Below are 16,039 nucleotides of genomic sequence, written 5' to 3'. Positions count from 1 at the left end.
ACCCGGCGTCAGAACGTGTAGCTGCCGCGCACGTAGAGTGCGCGGCCGACCGCGTCCGTGTAGCGCGGATCGTAGCCCTTCTGGAACAGCGTGCCCTGGTTCGAGAACGGCGGCTCCTTGTCGAACAGGTTTTTCACGCCGGCCGTCAGCGACACGCCCGCGAAGCCGGTGTAGGTGCCGGACAGGTTCCAGAGGCTGTAGGACGGCACGCGGTTGACGAAGGCGGCGCCGATGTCGAGGTTCTGGTCCACGTAACCGGATTTATACGACTGCGCCAGCGTGGCGCTCCAGTTGGCCAGGCGCCAGTTCAGCGCGGCATTGTGCTTCCAGCGGAATACCGGATTGTTGGCGGCGTAGCGGCCCACGTTCTGGGTGTAGGCGCCGCCGATCTCGTCCTGGTACTCATACTTGTGGACCCAGGTGCCGTCCACGTTCAGGGTCAGGTTGCCGTAGGCAGTGTTGCCGGAACGTGCTGTGAGGCTGAGGTCGACGCCGTCGGTGTTGACCTTGCCCAGGTTTTCCTTCAGGTCGAGGATGGCGTTCGGCGTGCCGTCGGCATTGCGCAGGAAGCGCGCGCTGTACTTGGCGAAATCGCCGTAGATGACTTCCTCCGGCAGCGCGTTGATCTTGTCCTTGAGGCGGATATTGAAATAGTCGGCCGAGACCGTGATTTGCGATACCGGCTCGAGCACCACGCCGAAAGCGAAGGTTTTCGATTTTTCCGGCTTCAGCGCGGCATTCCCCCCTTGCAGCTTGTACTGCTGCAGGTCGCAGTCGCGCAGCGGGTTGGCGATCGGCGAATTGGAGATTTTGCCGCCCGGGCACAGGATCGGATCGTTGTACGAGTTGTTGGTGTCGTTGCGCGAGAGCGGGGCGTTTTTCTCGAACAGTGTCGGCGCCCGGAAACCGGTCGAAGCCGAGCCGCGCAGCAGCAGTTGCCTGGTCGGCTGGTAGCGCACGCCCAGCTTCGGGTTGGTGGTGTTGCCGGCGTCGCTGTACTTGTCGTAGCGGGTGGCCAGCTGCACTTCCAGGTCCTGCAGCAGTGGCAGGTTCAGTTCGCCGAAAATGGCCTTGATGGTGCGCGCACCGTCCGTCGATTGCGAACCGGACAGGCCCGAGCTGGCGGCCTGTCCCGCGATATCGCGGTTGACGAAGAAGTCGGCTTCCTCGCGGCGCAGTTCACCGCCGATGGCAACTGCCGCCTTGCCGCCGCCCATCTGCCACAGTTCGCGGCTGGCCTTGGCATCGATGCCGGTATTGCGGGTCTTGCCTTTCTGGACCTGGCCGCGCAGGGCCGTGCTGTCCAGGTAAGCCTTGCCGGCGGCGTCCTGCAGACCGAACGGATTGAGGATGCCGTCGCGCACGCCGGCCGCAAACGATTCGTCGCGCACATAGCCGCCCGTGAAATATTCCGCCGAGCGGCTCTCCGACAGTGTGAAGCCGGTCTTGTAGTCCCAGCCGCCGGCCAGGCCCTCGGCCGAGATGCTGAGACGGTCGGCCTGGCCCTTGGAGACGATCTCGCGCTGGCCCGCCTCGGTGGGGCGCCAGTTCACCGACAGCGGCTGGCCCGACAGGCCGGGCATGGCCGGCACGCCGCCCGCATTGCCCGGGTAGTATTTGCTGCTGGTGGGCAGCAGCAGATTGGTTTGCGGCGGCGGCGCCGTGTGCGACAGCACATCGTTTTCCGCGTGCAGGTATTCGATCGAGGCCTGGTGGTCGTTATTGATCTTGAAGGTGGCCTTGCCGAAGAAGGTCTTCTGCTCCTGCTCGGGCAGGTCGTCGATCTGGCGCGTGTAGTCCTGGCGGCAGGTGCCGTTGCTGGCGCGCGGCACCGACAGCGGAGCGTCGCAGCCGCTGGCAAAGCCCGGGTTGCCGGTGGCCCCCGAGCCGGGGTCGAAGTAGTTGCCGGGGAAGGTGGTGCCGGACGTCAGGTTCAGGCCGCGCGAGGGGATGATGCCGGTCCTGGAAAACGCGCGCTGCTGCGAGGTCAGGATATCGGTCTTGTGGTAGTCGAACACGCCGAACACATTGTAGCCATCCTGGTCCAGGTCGCCGAAGCCGCTCGACAGGTTGAAGCGCTTTTCGTCGGCGCCCGGCTTGCGCGGGGCAATCGCCTCGGCCGTGATGGTGGTGGTCTTGACGTTGCGCCTGGTGATGAAGTTGATCACGCCGCCGATGGCGTCGGTGCCGTAGATGGCCGAGGCGCCGTCGCGCAGTACCTCGACCCGCTCCAGCGCGGTCACGGGAATGATGTTCAGGTCCACGCTGGCGCCGTCATACGGGTGGTTGGCGATGCGGCGGCCGTTGAGCAGCACCAGCGTCTTGTCGCCGCCCAGGCCGCGCAGGTCGGCGCTGGCCTGGCCGCCCGTGGGCAGGCCGGAGCTGTTGCCGCCGACGGCATTGCCGGCGCCGAAGCTCGAGCTGTTCGACGGAATACGGTCCAGTACTTCCTGCGCCGTGGTCAGTCCCTGCTTGACGAAGTCGTCGGCACGGAACACGGTGAGCGGGTTGGCCGTTTCCGACACCAGCCGCTTGATCGACGAACCCGTCACTTCGACGCGCTGCATTGGCGCGTCCGCCGCCGACGTTTGCGCCTGTGCCTGCACCGCGCCAACCAATCCCAATCCCAATGCGCCGCCGGCAAACCCTGCGCGTATGCTTTTCGCCATGACCGTCACAACCATCTTTCACTCTCCCAAATGAACCCGCATTTTTATGGATGTTCGTGCCATCGAGCACAAGCTGATGCACCATCTCCATCAGATCATCGGCGTGAAATTCCTGTCAACGTTAAAAATCTTGTAAAAAGTAGATTTGACGTGCTTTTTGCAAAGCAGTCATCGCGTCATTTCGCCGCCAAGTCCGTCATATATTTGGCAGAAAATACGGCGCACTGCGAGATGTTCTTCATCCCTGCAGGACCCCCGGCGAACGTGTGGCGTCGCTGTGGTGGTAACGCGACAAAGCAATGGTGGAGTTTGGCGTGGGGCGGGTACTGCGGCAGGCTCGCCAGTGACTTTTTTGCGACAAAAAAGCCGGGCCGCTGAAAGGCGGCCCGGCCCGTTACGACAGGTGAAACGACAGCTGAGTTACTGCAGGTTGACCGCTACCGTCACACCCGCATTTTGAATGTAGAGTACGCCATTCTGGCTGATCGACAGCTGGCCTGCCATCGGGTAGCTCCACACGGATTTGTGGGTGGTCAGATCGATCGCGTAAGTGACGCGATCGGTACTGACGAACAGGAGGTTCTTGGTCACCACGGCAGGACCGTAGAATGACGACTCCGCGCTCAGCTGCGGCGTCCACGACCACTGCAGCGCGCCATCTGCTTCAGCCCGTGCTTCCACCCGGAACGGGTTGCCGTTCAGTGCATACAGTACACCGCTCGCGTAGGCCGGCGAGATGCGATAGCTGCCTGCCACACGCCAGTCGATGTAGCGCTTGACGACATCGAAACGGGTCAGGCTGTTGCTGGTGAGGTTGGTCGAGTAATTGTAGGAGCTGCTGGTGGTATAGATGCCGGTAGCGCCGATGACCGGCGTGCTGCCACCCTGGCTATAGGCGTTGCTGTCGCTGTCGAGGATCGCTGCCAGTCGTTCGCCGGTCTTCGGTTTGAAGACGAGAATGCCATTGCCGGTGTTCAGGTAGACACCATTTGCATCGACCGCAGGCGTGCCCAGCGGAGTTTGCGCGGAGTTACCGGTGTTGAACAGCGTTTCTCCGGTTGCGCTGAAGGCGTAGAGGCCATTGTACGACGACGTGCTGTTGTAGTAAGTCACGCCATCCTGGATCACCGGCGACGCCAGGCGGTCGGAGGACGACGCAACGCTTGCGCGGTAACGCACGGCACCGGTGGCTGCGTCAAAAGCGACCAGATAATTCGAACCGTTCAGCCCGCCGCCGACATACACCGCACCGTTGGCCACGGCAGGCGCACCGACCGCGTTGTAGTAGTTGTTGGTGCCGAAGTCATACTTCCAGGCGCGGCTGCCATCGGTCTCGTTGTAGGCGTACAGCGTGTTGCTATCGGTCGTGTACAGCAGGCCGTTGGCGGTCACCTGGGGCGTCAGCGACGGGTTGTTGGAACTGGAAGGATTGTTGAGCAAACCACGCTTCCAGCGCAGCGCGATCTGGTCGGCCTTGACGGCGACCGGCACGTAACCGGTGTGGGCGTTGTTACCCTGATAGGCGGACCAGTCGCCGGCGCCACTCATCGCCGCGAGCGCGGTGAGGTTGTCGCCGGGCCAGGAAGTGTCCGAGTTCAGAATCGTGATGTCGTACGGCACGCTGATCGACGCGACCGATTGCGCCGTGGTGCAAGCCTGGTCGGTACACAGCTTGATGGTCGCATTGCCTTTGTAGCGTCCCGGCGTCACGCCGGTGGCGGTGTCGAGCGAAAAGGTGTAGAGGCCATTGGCGCCCGCAGTCACTTGCACCGGCGCTTGCAGGACGCCGGCAGCATCGCTGGCGCTGGCGTACACGGTGCCGACCGGCGTGAAGTTTGCCGCCTGCGCAGCTGCCACCAGGTTGACGCTGGTGTTGCCGGCTACCACGCGTGCGAGAGTGCCGGACTGCACCGTCATCGTCGCTGCCGGAGGAGCGGTCGTCACGGGTGCTGGCGCCGGGGCAGGTGCCGGGGTTGCCGCGTCATTGCCGCCACCACCGCCGCAACCGGCCAACAGCATTGTCACCAGCACGCCGCTGGTCCAACCCGCATTTCTCAAACCCTGGTACATGAACGTTATCCTCATTATTTTAAAAATAAGATTTTAAATTGGGCAGTAATTATTTCCAAGAATAAAGATAGAAAAAGCCGGACCGCCACGCAGCGGGTCCGGCTCTGTTGTACCAAAACCTCAGGCGATCAGAAGAACTTGTAGCTCGCGCCCACTTTCATGTAGCGGCCGATGGCACCGGAGGCGTCCATCGGGTTGTAGCTCATGGCACCGTAGGTTTGCGGATCCAGCGGCGCCACCTTGTCGAGTACGTTGCTCATCGATGCGAACAGGGTCAGCTGCTTGTTGATGTTGTAACGGGTCGACAGATCCAGCGTGGTGAACGAAGCGATTTCGCACTTGGCGTTTGGTGCATTGCCGCCACCGAAAGCCGCAGTGAACGTGCTCGCACACAGGGCGCCTGCATAGGCCGTATTGTCCATCTTGCTGCGGTAATTGACGTTGCCAGTGACGTTGAGGTCGCCCAGATCCCACGATGCATTGAGATTGATCTTGTTTTTTGGCGTACCAGCGCAGTTGGACGTGTCGCAATTGCCATGGGTGCCCGCATACTGGTAACGGACGTTGGCCGACTCGCTGCGCACCCACGAAGCGACGTGGGTCATGTTCAGGCCGATCACCGCACGACCATACTGGCCCAGGCGCAGGCGCTGCTTGATGTCCAGGTCCACGCCCGACACTTCCGTGTAGCTGGAATTGCGGTATGGCGCCTGGGTCAGCACCAGGGTACCGGTGTTGGGGATGGCGACACCATTGACGACCAGGTTGTTGTCATTCCGGACTGCTGTCGGCAGTGCAGCAGCCTGGTCGTACGGCAGCGAATTGATTTCGTTGGTGCGCTTGATCTTCCAGGCGTCCAGGGCCAGGCTGGTGCCTTCCAGTGGATCCCATACCAAGCCCAGCGTTTTGCCTTTCGACTCTTCCGGTTTCAGGTTCGGGTCACCGACCTTGACGGCAGCGATGGTGATCGCGCAGTCGGTAGAGGTGGCACCGCCAGCAGCCGGCACACCGCCCGGGCAGCGGACCGGATCACGCACCGGCGCCGAGCCGGTCGACTGAGAACCGACGTTGCTCTCGGCTGCACCGGGAGCACGGAAGCCCTCGGTGTAGGTGCCGCGCAGGGCGAAGGATTTGACAGGGGTCCACTTGATGCCGGCTTTCGGCGTCGAGGAGCTGAAACGGTCGTATTTGTCGTAGCGCAGTGCTGCCGACAGTTCCACGGTTTTCACAACCGGCGCCAGAATCTCGGCAAACACGGCCTTGACCTTGGAGTCGCCGAAAGCGGCCACGTAACTCGAATTGATCGAACCGTCTTCCGAACCCGACAGCGATGGATTGCGCAGCTGCTCCTTGCGGTATTCACCGCCAAGCGCCAGGCCCATTCTGCCGCCAGGCAGGTCGAGCAACTCGCGCGACGCCTTGAAGTCGACGATGTCGAGCTTGGTGGTCGAATGCGAACCGGCGTTCACGCGCAGCGCTGCATACAACGAGGCCGGATTGCGCGAAGCCTGGTCGCCGATATAGTACGGGAAGTATTGCGAAGTCGGGTCGCTCAGGGATGCGCGCAGCACCTTCATGTTCAGCATGTTGGTGTAGATCAGGTCCAGTGCCGACTCGGAGTGGGTCAGGCCGGCATCGTAATCCCAGCCCATCGCCGAACCTTTGAGGCCGACCACCGCGCGCTTGAAGATGTTGTTGGCGCTGCGGGTGTTGGCGCCGATGTCGAACGCCGAGTAGCGCAGACGGGTGGCTGCGCCGAACGGATTCTGCGGATGGCTGGCGGCCATCAGTGGCAGGCTGCCATAGTTGATGAAACCCTGTGGTGTCGTGGCATTGGGCGGGAAGGCGACGGTCGGCGTGACCGACGGCGGCACCAGCGTGAACGAGGTATCGCGCTTGGAGTAGCCGAGTTCTGCGTAAGCCTGCGTATCGTCGTTGATCTGCCAGGTGCCGCGCGTGTACAGGTTGACCGCTTCGATTTCCGGCTGCATGTCGCGGAACTGGTCGCTATGCCACAGGCAGCCGCCGCCGGAGCCAGTCTGATCTGTGGTGGCCGACAAGTTGGCGCAGCCTGGCAAAGAAACGTAGTCGTTGGTCAGCGGATTGCGGATCGAGCCGGTCGGGCTCGCGCTGGCGGTATTGTTGCCAGCAATATAGCCGGAAGCAAACTGGGTGCCGACCGGATAGCCATAGGCACGCAGGTCCGATTTGCCAATGTAGGCGCGATCCTTGCGATCGCTGTTTTTCAGACTGTCGGACTGGAAATATTCGGCGTTGACGACGACATTGAACTTGTCGTCGTCGAGGTTGCCCTTGCCCCAGGTGACGGCCGCCTTGTTCTGTTTGCCATCGCTGTAGCGCGAGAAGCCGGTGTCGGCTTTCAGTTGCAGGCCGGTGAAGTCCTTGCGCAGGATGATGTTGACTACCCCGGCGATGGCGTCGGCGCCGTAGGTGGACGAGGCGCCGTCCTTGAGGATCTCGATCCTTTCGACGATCTGCATCGGGATCGTCGAGATATCGGTAAAGCTCTTCTGGCCGTCGTCGGCGCGGGCGAACGGCGCCATGCGGCGGCCGTTGAGCAGCACCAGGGTGGAGGTGGCGCCCAGGCCGCGCAGTGAGATCGCGGTCGAGCCGGCGGCAAAGCCGTTGCCGAAGCCGGTCGGCAGCGAGCCGGCGCCATCGGCGGTCAGGGTTTGCAGGTATTCCGCGACCGTTCCCTTGCCAGATTTCATCAGGTCGTCGCGGCTGATGATCTGCACCGGCGAGGCAGTTTCGGCGCTGGCGCGCTTGATGCTCGACCCGGTGATCTCGACCCGCTGCACCGACGCGCCGGCCGGCTCCGGATTGCTTTGTGCCATGGCGGGCACGGCCAGCAGGCTGGCTGCGGCAACGCTGCCCGAGAATATCAGGCGTACCGAACGGGACATTACTCTTTCCATCATCATGCTGAAACTCTCCACTGAAATGGCTGTTGCTGTTTAATCTACCGATCTCGCACTCGTGCTTGGCACGGCGACACGCCGGCATTCTGGGTCTGGGAAGATTCACACCTTCCGGTTCTTTTATAAAAACATCCCGCAAGTATCGGTGTCAATGTAACCATTTATTCCTATTGGCACTAAATTAGGGGGCGGAGGTACTTGTGCCCCTCCCAAAAAGCCGGGGGTAAATCGGAGGACGGATGAGAACGTCGCGCTACATGTAGATAACGTCGGGAAAGATGGCGGTATCGCAAAATTTCGAATATCAACAATGGACGGATGAAAATATGGAAAAAGCAGCAAATGCGGTGAAAAATAATCTGCGAAACGTGTTCAAAATGTGACGATTTGACGACAAGAATTGGTTTGAGGCAGCGAATGTTCGTTTTTGTGCCGGAAAAATCGGTTCTGATTGCGCACCGCTGATCATGCAGTTTTTACGTTAAGATAGAACGATGCCCAATTTTGTCCACCTGCTGCAGGAGTACGGCGTCCTGATCGTTTTTGCGATCGTACTGGTCGAACAGATCGGTCTGCCGATTCCTGCCTACCCGATCCTGATCGTCGCCGGCGCGCTGTCCGTCGATGGCGATTTCAGCTGGCCGGCCGTGCTGGCGGTGGCGGTGTGCGCGTGCATGCTCAGCGACGGCTTCTGGTTCCGCATGGGGCGCTTGTACGGCAAGCGCATCCTCAAGCTGCTGTGCCGCATTTCGCTGTCGCCCGATTATTGCGTGAGCCAGACCGAGGACAGCTTTACCCGCTGGGGCCCGCGCATGCTGATCGTCTCCAAGTTCATTCCGGGCTTTAATACGATTGCCGCACCGCTGTCGGGAGCAATGGGGGTGCATGCCCGCGTGTTCGCCTGCTACAGCGTGCTGGGCGCCACCTTGTGGGCCGGCACCGGCATTGCCATCGGCGCGTTCTTCCACGCCAGTATCGATTCCGTGCTCACCGCACTCAGCACCATGGGCAGCACGGCGCTGATGGTCTTGCTGATATTGCTGGCGCTGTTCATCGGCTATAAGTATCTCGAGCGCAAGCGGTTTCGCCAGTCGGTGCAGATCGATCGCGTGACAATCGACGAACTCAAGCAGCTGCTGGAACAGGGGGCGGCGCCGGTGCTGGTCGATGCGCGCAGCGCCACCGCCCAGCTGCTCGAACCGGCGGTGCCGGGTGCCTTGCTGTTCAACGGCGGCCAGCCGGCGCCCGAGCTGATCGCCGTGGACCGCAATCGCCATGTGATCGTCTATTGCAGCTGTCCCAACGATGTCACGGCGGCCCAGGTCGCCAGGGAGCTCAAGCAGCACGGCTTTACCATGGCGCGTCCGCTGCACGGCGGGCTCGACGCGTGGAACGCCGCCTTCCGCGCGCGTGATGCGCTGGCCGACAAGGCTGCGCCGGCGTCGGCCTGATACGGTGCAGGGTAATACGGTGCAGGGTAGTCATACTACGAGTTAATTAGCGAGTTCATGTGAAACTACGCCGATGTTTGTACTAAAACTACAAAACTCTTGCCAGAATTGGTGAAAATACCTTAAGCTTGGGCCTCAACCAACTCGCTTCCGCCATGACAGCTATCTCCTCGCCTTCGCTCCCGATCAACGACTTCCCCGGTGGCCCACGGCTGCTGGCTGATGTTGGCGGCACCAATGCGCGCTTTGCGCTGGAAACCGCGCCGGGCCAGATCGTGGCGATCGACGTGCTGCCGTGTGTCGAGTATCCGACCCTGGCAGCGGCACTGCTGGCCTACCTCGGTTCGCCGCTGGTCGCCAAGGCGGTCGGCACCGGGCAGGGACGCATCCGCAACGGCGCCATCGCGATCGCCAACCCGGTGATCGGCGACATGGTGCGCATGACCAATCACCACTGGGCGTTTTCGATCGAGGCCCTGCGCCGCGAAGTCGGGTTCGACACCCTGCTGGTGGTCAACGATTTCACGGCGCTGGCCAGTGCCTTGCCATTCCTGTCGTTCGAGCAGAAGCGCCAGGTCGGCGATGGCGTGGCGGTGCAGGGCACACCGCTGGGGCTGATCGGCGCCGGCACCGGCCTTGGCGTTTCGGGCCTGATTCCGGGCCGGGATGGCTGGACCGCGCTGCTGAGCGAGGGTGGCCACGTCAGTTTTGCGCCGGTCAACCAGACCGAAGTCGAGATCCTGCAATACGCCTGGACCGAATTCGAACACGTGTCCGCCGAGCGCCTGATGTCGGGCGCCGGCATCGAACTGATTTACCGGGCGCTGGCCAAAATGCGTGGCGTGGCGGCCGAGCCGCTGGCCGCTTCCGACATTTCGCGCCGGGCGCTGGTGGGCGACTGCGCCCTGTGCGACGAAGTGATCGAAGCGTTTTGCTGCATGCTGGGCACCATCGCCGGCAACCTGGTGGTGACGCTGGGCGCCCAGGGTGGCGTGTACATCGGCGGCGGTATTGTGCCCAAGCTGGGCCAGCGCTTCGACCGCTCGGGCTTCCGCGCGCGTTTCGAGTACAAGGGGCGCTTCAACCAGTACCTGGCGCAAGTGCCGACCTGGGTCATCACGGCCGAGTACCCGGCGTTTGTCGGCGTTTCCGCCATCCTGTCCGAGAAACTTGCCTCGGCATAAGTTAAGTTACTGTGCTACGCCACATTTCGCCGTGGCGTATGCGCATTTGGCAGTTTTATCAGGTACAATTCGTCTGGTTGGATGAAACGTCCCAGGCAGGCCTTGCCAGTTTTCGCCCGAAAACAGTGCCGAGCTCCTCTCCTGCAAGGCGCAACGCCCCGGCGTCGTAACAAAACAGCGCGTAACACCAAACAAAAAAACCAGCTTCAGCGGCTAATCCGGCAGGCGGCATCATGGATGCAGCGCCTTCCTCACCGACTCACTGAATGTAATTGATGTCACTCTGCGCATGCTAGGCGCATGCAGCCACAAGATTGCTATGGATAATGCTGAGGCTAAAAAAGTCCTCGAGACCGCCTTGCTGTGCGCCCGTGAGCCGTTGACCATCCACAGTCTGAAGAAGCTGTTTGTCGACGAGGAGCAAGCGGCGGGCGAACATGATGCCGTGATCGGCGCCGAACAGATCAAGGTATTACTGGAAGAACTCGGTCGCGACTGGGCCGACAAGGGCGTGGAGGTGGTCAGCCTGTCGAGTGGCTGGCGGTTCCAGAGCCGCCCGGCGATGAAGCGCTATCTCGATCGCCTCAGTCCCGAGAAACCGCCGCGCTATTCGCGGGCCACGCTGGAAACCCTGGCCATCATCGCCTATCGCCAGCCCGTCACACGCGGCGATATCGAAGAAATCCGTGGCGTGGCCGTGAATTCGCAGACCATCAAGCTGCTGGAAGACCGCGGCTGGATCGACGTGGTGGGGCACCGCGACGTGGTGGGCCGGCCCTCGCTGCTGGGCACGACACGCCAGTTCCTCGACGACCTCGGCCTGCATGCGCTGTCGCAGCTGCCGCCGTTACAGCAGATCAGTGAAGAGCAGGGCGGCGGTCGCGATATGGCGGCCCTGGAAGCAGCATTGCAGCAGAACTTTGAACAAGCAGCGCACGGCGACCGTGTCGCGCCAGCAGACGCGGGCGCAGACGTGGCGGAGGCGCCGGTGGTAACAGCGGTCGCGACCGGCCCTGACGCCGGCCCGGAAGTTAAGCAGGATCGTGTGCATCGTCCCGATGACATGGTCCACGAGCACAAGCAAGAAACGAATAATGAACACACCTAAATCCCCAGAGACAGTCAACGACGCCGCCGAAGCTGCGGTCGCCAAGCCCAAGCGCCGCACCAAGGCCCAGATCGCTGCGGAAAGCGCTGGCGCCGCCCCCGCTGCTGCAACCGATGTGGCAGCTGCTGCAGCGTCGGGCGACGCCGCGCCGGCCGCCAAGCCGAAACGCAAGACCAGGGCCGATGCGCCTGCAACGGCGCCAGCGCCCGACGCCGCTGCCGCTGTCGCTACCGCAGCGCCGGCAGCGGTCAAAAAGCCGCGTGCCAGAGCGGCCGCCAAGGTGGCCGACGCCGATAACGTCGCCAGCGGCGCCGGGTCGGTCGTTCCGGTGTCGGCTCCTGCCGCATCCGATGCGCCGGCCGCCGGTCATGCCACTGCCGCCACCGACGCCGCCAAGCCGGCCCGCGCGCCGCGGGGCCGCAAGGCTGCTGCTATCGCTTCCGCCCCTGCTGCTGACGTCGCGCTAGCCGCAGCTGCCACCGAGGCCGACGCCGGCACCGCTGCGCCGGCCGACGGCGAGCCGCGCCAGGGGCGTGGCCAGCGTCCGCGCGGCCCGCGCCAGATGCGCGAACAGCGCGCCGTGCGCGAAGCGCTGGCGCCGAAAGCCGAGCCGGCGCCGGACGCTGCCGTGGCGGCCGACGCTGTTGCCGAGTCCGCAGGCGCCGACGGCGCGGCGCCGGTGCGCCAGCCGCGCGGCCAGCGCAACGGTCGCCAGGGCGGCCAGCAGGCAAGCCAGGGACAACCGCAGCAGCCACAGCAGGCACAGAACGGCCGCAGCGGCAAGAATGGCAAGAACAAGAACAAGCATGGTGCCGGCCGCGGTCAGAACGGCGCCAAGCCGAGCGACGCCGACGCCGCCTTCTCGTTCGTCACCTCCGACGCCTTCGACAGCGAAGACGGCGGCCGCGGGCGCCAGCCTCAAAAGGCCGCGCGCCGCGACCTGACGGCCGACGACGATGCGCCGAAACTGCACAAGGTGCTGGCCGAAGCCGGTCTCGGTTCGCGCCGCGACATGGAAGACCTGATCGTGGCCGGCCGCGTGTCGGTCAACGGCGAGCCGGCCCACATCGGTCAGCGCATCCTGCCGACCGACGCGGTTCGCATCAACGGCAAGCTGATCCAGCGTCGCGTGAGCAAGAAGCCGCCGCGCGTGCTGGTGTACCACAAGCCGGCCGGCGAAATCGTCTCGACCGACGATCCGGAAGGCCGTCCATCGGTGTTTTCGCGTCTGCCGACCATGAAGGCCGGCAAGTGGCTGGCCGTTGGCCGCCTCGACTTCAACACCGAGGGTCTGCTGCTGTTTACCACGTCCGGTGACCTGGCCAACCGCCTGATGCACCCGCGCTACGGCATCGACCGCGAGTACGCGGTGCGCACGCTGGGCGTGCTCGAAGAAGGCATGCGCCAGAAGCTGCTGGCCGGCGTCGAACTCGAAGACGGCCTGGCGCAGTTCTCGAAAATCGCCGACGGCGGCGGCGAGGGCATCAACAAGTGGTACCGCGTGATCATCGGCGAAGGCCGTAACCGCGAGGTGCGCCGCATGTTCGAGGCGATTGGCCTGACCGTCTCGCGCCTGATCCGGACCCGCTACGGCGCCATGACCTTGCCGAGCAGCCTGAAACGCGGCCGCTGGGAAGAGCTCGAAGAAAACCAGGTGCGCGACATGCTGGCCGTCTACGGCGTCGAGAAAAAAGGCGGCGCCGAAGCCGGTGCCGCGTCCGCGCGCAACGGCAAGGGGCCGCAAGCCAAGCCGGCCCAGAACAAGGGTCCGGAAAAACGCCCGCAGCGCAGCCGTGCCGACGACTACGATTACGATGACGACGAGGATGACCTCGACGAACCGAACTTCAACCGCGCCGATGTCAGCAACGACAACGTGCTGCCATTTGCCAAGCCGCCACGCGGCCAGGGCCGTGGCCAGGGTGGTTTCGGTGGCGGCCAGGGGCGTGCTGCCGGCCAGGGTGGCCAGGGTAATCGTGCAGGCGGCAATGGCCGTGCCGGCGGCGCCCAGGGTTCGGGGCGTCCGGGCGGCCGGCCGCAAGGCATCGGCGCGTATGCGGGCGGTCGTCCGCTCGGCGAACCGGCACCGGCGCGCGCCGGCGGCCAGCGCCAGGGGCAGGGCGGTCAGGGACGCGGCCAGCAGGCCAAGCCGGCCGGCAAGGGACCGCGCCAGCCCGATCCGCTGCAAACCACGTTCGGCTTCGGCAACGCCGGTGCACCGCGTCGCGGCCAGCAGCCGCGCGGCGGCGCCAGCGACCATGGCATGCCGCGTCGCCGCAAGGGTTAAGGTAACCTTTTAACCCTTGTAATCGGCGCGCCTGACCTTATCTGCAAGCTCGTAGCGCAGTGATCCGGCCCGTTTGGATTGCAGCGCCGGGCGAATAAGGTTATAATTACCAGCCTGGTAAAAGTTCTTGTCCCGATAAAACCGCGAACAAGGCTGGACCCCGGTGGTATTACTGGAAGATGGGCAATTGCCCATTTTTTTTTTGTTGAACGGGTTTGGCGCCGGTTGTCTGAAACGCCGGAAACAAGCCTTAATCTGGAGAATTTCTTGCAGCTGCCGCAGTTAATTGAAACGACCGTCGCCGGTCTGGGCTACGAGCTGGTTGATGTCGAACGGGCCGAGCGCGGACTGCTGCGCGTGTTTATCGATTTCAGCGCGGCCGACGCTGAAGAAAAAGGGCCGATTACCGTGGAAGATTGCGCCACGGTCAGTCACCAGCTGTCGCATGTGCTGACGGTCGAGAACGTGAATTACGAGCGGCTCGAAATTTCGTCGCCGGGGCTCGATCGCCCCGTGCGCAAGCTGGAAGACTTCGTGCGCTTTGCCGGTTGCGAAGCAATCGTCAAGCTGCGCACGGCAATGCCGGGTACGAACAACCGGAAATCGTTCCAGGGGATCCTGCAAGTCCCCCAGGGCGAGAATTTGTCGTTGGAATTCGAAAGCAATGATGGTCCGGCGCTGTTGGAGTTTACGCTCGCCGATATGGATAAGGCACGCTTGGTGCCGCAGGTGGTTTTTAAGGGACGCAAAGCATGAGTCGCGAAGTTTTATTATTGGTAGACGCGCTGGCGCGTGAAAAGAACGTCGATAAGGATGTCGTTTTCGGCGCCCTCGAATTCGCATTGGCGCAAGCCACGAAGAAACGGTATGAGGGTGAAGTCGACATCCGCGTTTCGATCGACCGCGAGTCGGGCGAATTCGAGTCGTTCCGCCGCTGGCACGTGGTACCCGACGAAGCGGGCCTGCAGCTGCCGGACCAGGAAATCCTGCATTTCGAAGCCAAGGAACAGATTCCCGACATCGAAGTGGACGACCACATCGAAGAGCCGATCGAATCCGTAGAGTTCGGCCGCCGCTTCGCGCAGGATACCAAGCAGGTCGTGCTGCAGCGCGTGCGCGATGCCGAGCGCGAACAGATCCTGGCCGACTTCCTCGAACGCGGCGACTCGCTCGTGACCGGCACCATCAAGCGCATGGAACGCGGCGACGCCATCGTCGAATCGGGCAAGATCGAAGCGCGCCTGCCGCGCGACCAGATGATCCCGAAAGAAAACCTGCGCATCGGCGACCGCGTGCGCGCCTTCATCCTGCGCGTGGACCGCAATATGCGCGGCCCGCAGGTGATCCTGTCGCGTACCGCGCCGGACTTCATCGCCAAGCTGTTCGAGCTGGAAGTGCCGGAAATCGAGCAGGGCATGCTGGAAATTAAATCGGCCGCCCGCGACGCCGGCGTGCGCGCCAAGATCGCCGTCTACACGGCCGACAAGCGCATCGACCCGATCGGTACCTGCGTCGGCATGCGCGGTTCGCGCGTGCAGGCCGTGACCGGCGAACTCGGCGGCGAGCGCGTGGACATCGTGCTGTGGTCCGACGATCCGGCCCAGTTCGTCATTGGCGCGCTGGCCCCGGCCAACGTGTCGTCGATCATGGTCGACGAGGAAAAGCACGCGATGGACGTGGTCGTGGACGAGGAAAACCTCGCCATCGCCATCGGCCGTTCGGGCCAGAACGTGCGCCTGGCGTCCGATCTGACCGGCTGGAAGATCAACATCATGACGGCCGAGGAATCGGCCGACAAGGCAGCCCAGGAAACCGCGGCAGTGCGTGCACTGTTCATGGAGAAACTGGACGTTGACCAGGAAGTCGCCGACATCCTGGTGGAAGAGGGCTTTGCCAGCCTGGAAGAAATCGCTTACGTGCCGATCTCCGAAATGCTGGAAATCGACTCGTTTGACGAAGATACCGTCAACGAACTGCGTACCCGTGCCCGCGACGCCCTGGTCACCGAAGCAATCGCTTCGGAAGAAGGCCTGGAAGGCATGGAAGAGGCGCTGGTCGGTCTGGAAGGCATGGACCGCATCACGGCCGGTAAGCTGGGCCTGGCAGGTATCAAGACTGTTGAAGCATTCGCAGGCCTGGCCTACGACGAATTTGGCGCCATCCTGGCCTTGTCGTCCGACCGCGCCCGCGCGCTGATTTCGAATGAATTTGAAGATGTGACCGACGATGAGATGAAACTGGTCGATTCGAAGTACGACGACCGTGCGAAGGGCCTGCAAGCGAAGGCCTGGACCCTGGCAGAATCGGCAAAGGCTTAATTTGCGTATC

The 16,039-nt window shown here is 63.0% G+C and carries 9 protein-coding genes; 6 read left to right on the top strand and 3 right to left on the bottom strand.

Annotation, left to right across the window (positions count from 1 at the left end; all coding sequences use genetic code 11):
* Positions 1 to 8 precede the first annotated feature (8 nt).
* From ASF61_RS00120 to ASF61_RS00110, 3 genes are all read right to left on the bottom strand, one after another.
* Positions 9 to 2,567 (bottom strand): TonB-dependent receptor, encoded by a 2,559-nt coding sequence (locus ASF61_RS00120; RefSeq protein ID WP_307155839.1) that lies wholly within the window; start codon positions 2,565 to 2,567, stop codon positions 9 to 11.
* Between the two features lie 522 nt (positions 2,568 to 3,089).
* On the bottom strand, positions 3,090 to 4,613 hold the full coding sequence (locus ASF61_RS00115) for a PQQ-binding-like beta-propeller repeat protein (protein WP_229205656.1): 1,524 nt from the start codon (positions 4,611 to 4,613) through the stop codon (positions 3,090 to 3,092).
* A 254-nt stretch (positions 4,614 to 4,867) separates the two neighbouring features.
* Positions 4,868 to 7,666 (bottom strand): TonB-dependent receptor, encoded by a 2,799-nt coding sequence (locus ASF61_RS00110; protein ID WP_056149801.1) that lies wholly within the window; start codon positions 7,664 to 7,666, stop codon positions 4,868 to 4,870.
* 509 nt (positions 7,667 to 8,175) lie between these two features.
* On the opposite strand from ASF61_RS00110, the gene ASF61_RS00105 reads away from it, so the two are divergent.
* The 6 genes from ASF61_RS00105 to nusA all read left to right on the top strand — a co-directional run bounded on the left by ASF61_RS00105 (position 8,176) and on the right by nusA (position 16,029).
* On the top strand, positions 8,176 to 9,132 hold the full coding sequence (locus tag ASF61_RS00105; protein WP_056149799.1) for a VTT domain-containing protein: 957 nt from the start codon (positions 8,176 to 8,178) through the stop codon (positions 9,130 to 9,132).
* Positions 9,133 to 9,287: 155 nt separating this feature from the next.
* Positions 9,288 to 10,316 carry a glucokinase gene (locus ASF61_RS00100; RefSeq protein ID WP_056151136.1) on the top strand — a complete coding sequence of 343 codons (1,029 nt, stop codon included), beginning with the start codon at positions 9,288 to 9,290 and terminating at the stop codon, positions 10,314 to 10,316.
* A 319-nt stretch (positions 10,317 to 10,635) separates the two neighbouring features.
* Positions 10,636 to 11,424 (top strand): SMC-Scp complex subunit ScpB, encoded by a 789-nt coding sequence (scpB, locus tag ASF61_RS00095; RefSeq protein WP_056149796.1) that lies wholly within the window; start codon positions 10,636 to 10,638, stop codon positions 11,422 to 11,424.
* Entirely contained in the window at positions 11,411 to 13,711 is a 2,301-nt protein-coding gene (locus tag ASF61_RS00090; RefSeq protein ID WP_056149794.1) for a pseudouridine synthase, read from the top strand. Before scpB ends, ASF61_RS00090 begins: the two co-directional genes overlap by 14 nt.
* Before the next feature lie 267 nt (positions 13,712 to 13,978).
* A complete protein-coding gene (gene rimP, locus ASF61_RS00085; protein ID WP_056149791.1) occupies positions 13,979 to 14,467 on the top strand; it encodes a ribosome maturation factor RimP in 489 nt (162 codons plus the stop codon).
* A complete protein-coding gene (gene nusA, locus ASF61_RS00080) occupies positions 14,464 to 16,029 on the top strand; it encodes a transcription termination factor NusA (RefSeq protein WP_056149788.1) in 1,566 nt (521 codons plus the stop codon). The genes rimP and nusA overlap by 4 nt, the downstream gene beginning before the upstream one ends.
* Positions 16,030 to 16,039 lie beyond the last annotated feature (10 nt).

The sequence above is a fragment of the Duganella sp. Leaf126 genome (assembly GCF_001423125.1).
Classification (GTDB): domain Bacteria; phylum Pseudomonadota; class Gammaproteobacteria; order Burkholderiales; family Burkholderiaceae_D; genus Rugamonas.
This window is presented reverse-complemented; position numbering and strand designations above follow the sequence as displayed.

Excerpts from the sequence above, each read along its gene's own strand:
- ASF61_RS00120 (WP_307155839.1), bottom strand. The coding sequence starts at position 2,567 with ATGCAGCGCGTCGAAGTGACGGGTTCGTCGATCAAGCGGCTGGTGTCG.
- ASF61_RS00110 (WP_056149801.1), bottom strand. The coding sequence starts at position 7,666 with ATGTCCCGTTCGGTACGCCTGATATTCTCGGGCAGCGTTGCCGCAGCC.
- ASF61_RS00105 (WP_056149799.1), top strand. The coding sequence starts at position 8,176 with ATGCCCAATTTTGTCCACCTGCTGCAGGAGTACGGCGTCCTGATCGTT.
- ASF61_RS00100 (WP_056151136.1), top strand. The coding sequence starts at position 9,288 with ATGACAGCTATCTCCTCGCCTTCGCTCCCGATCAACGACTTCCCCGGT.
- scpB (WP_056149796.1), top strand. The coding sequence starts at position 10,636 with ATGGATAATGCTGAGGCTAAAAAAGTCCTCGAGACCGCCTTGCTGTGC.
- ASF61_RS00090 (WP_056149794.1), top strand. The coding sequence starts at position 11,411 with ATGAACACACCTAAATCCCCAGAGACAGTCAACGACGCCGCCGAAGCT.
- nusA (WP_056149788.1), top strand. The coding sequence starts at position 14,464 with ATGAGTCGCGAAGTTTTATTATTGGTAGACGCGCTGGCGCGTGAAAAG.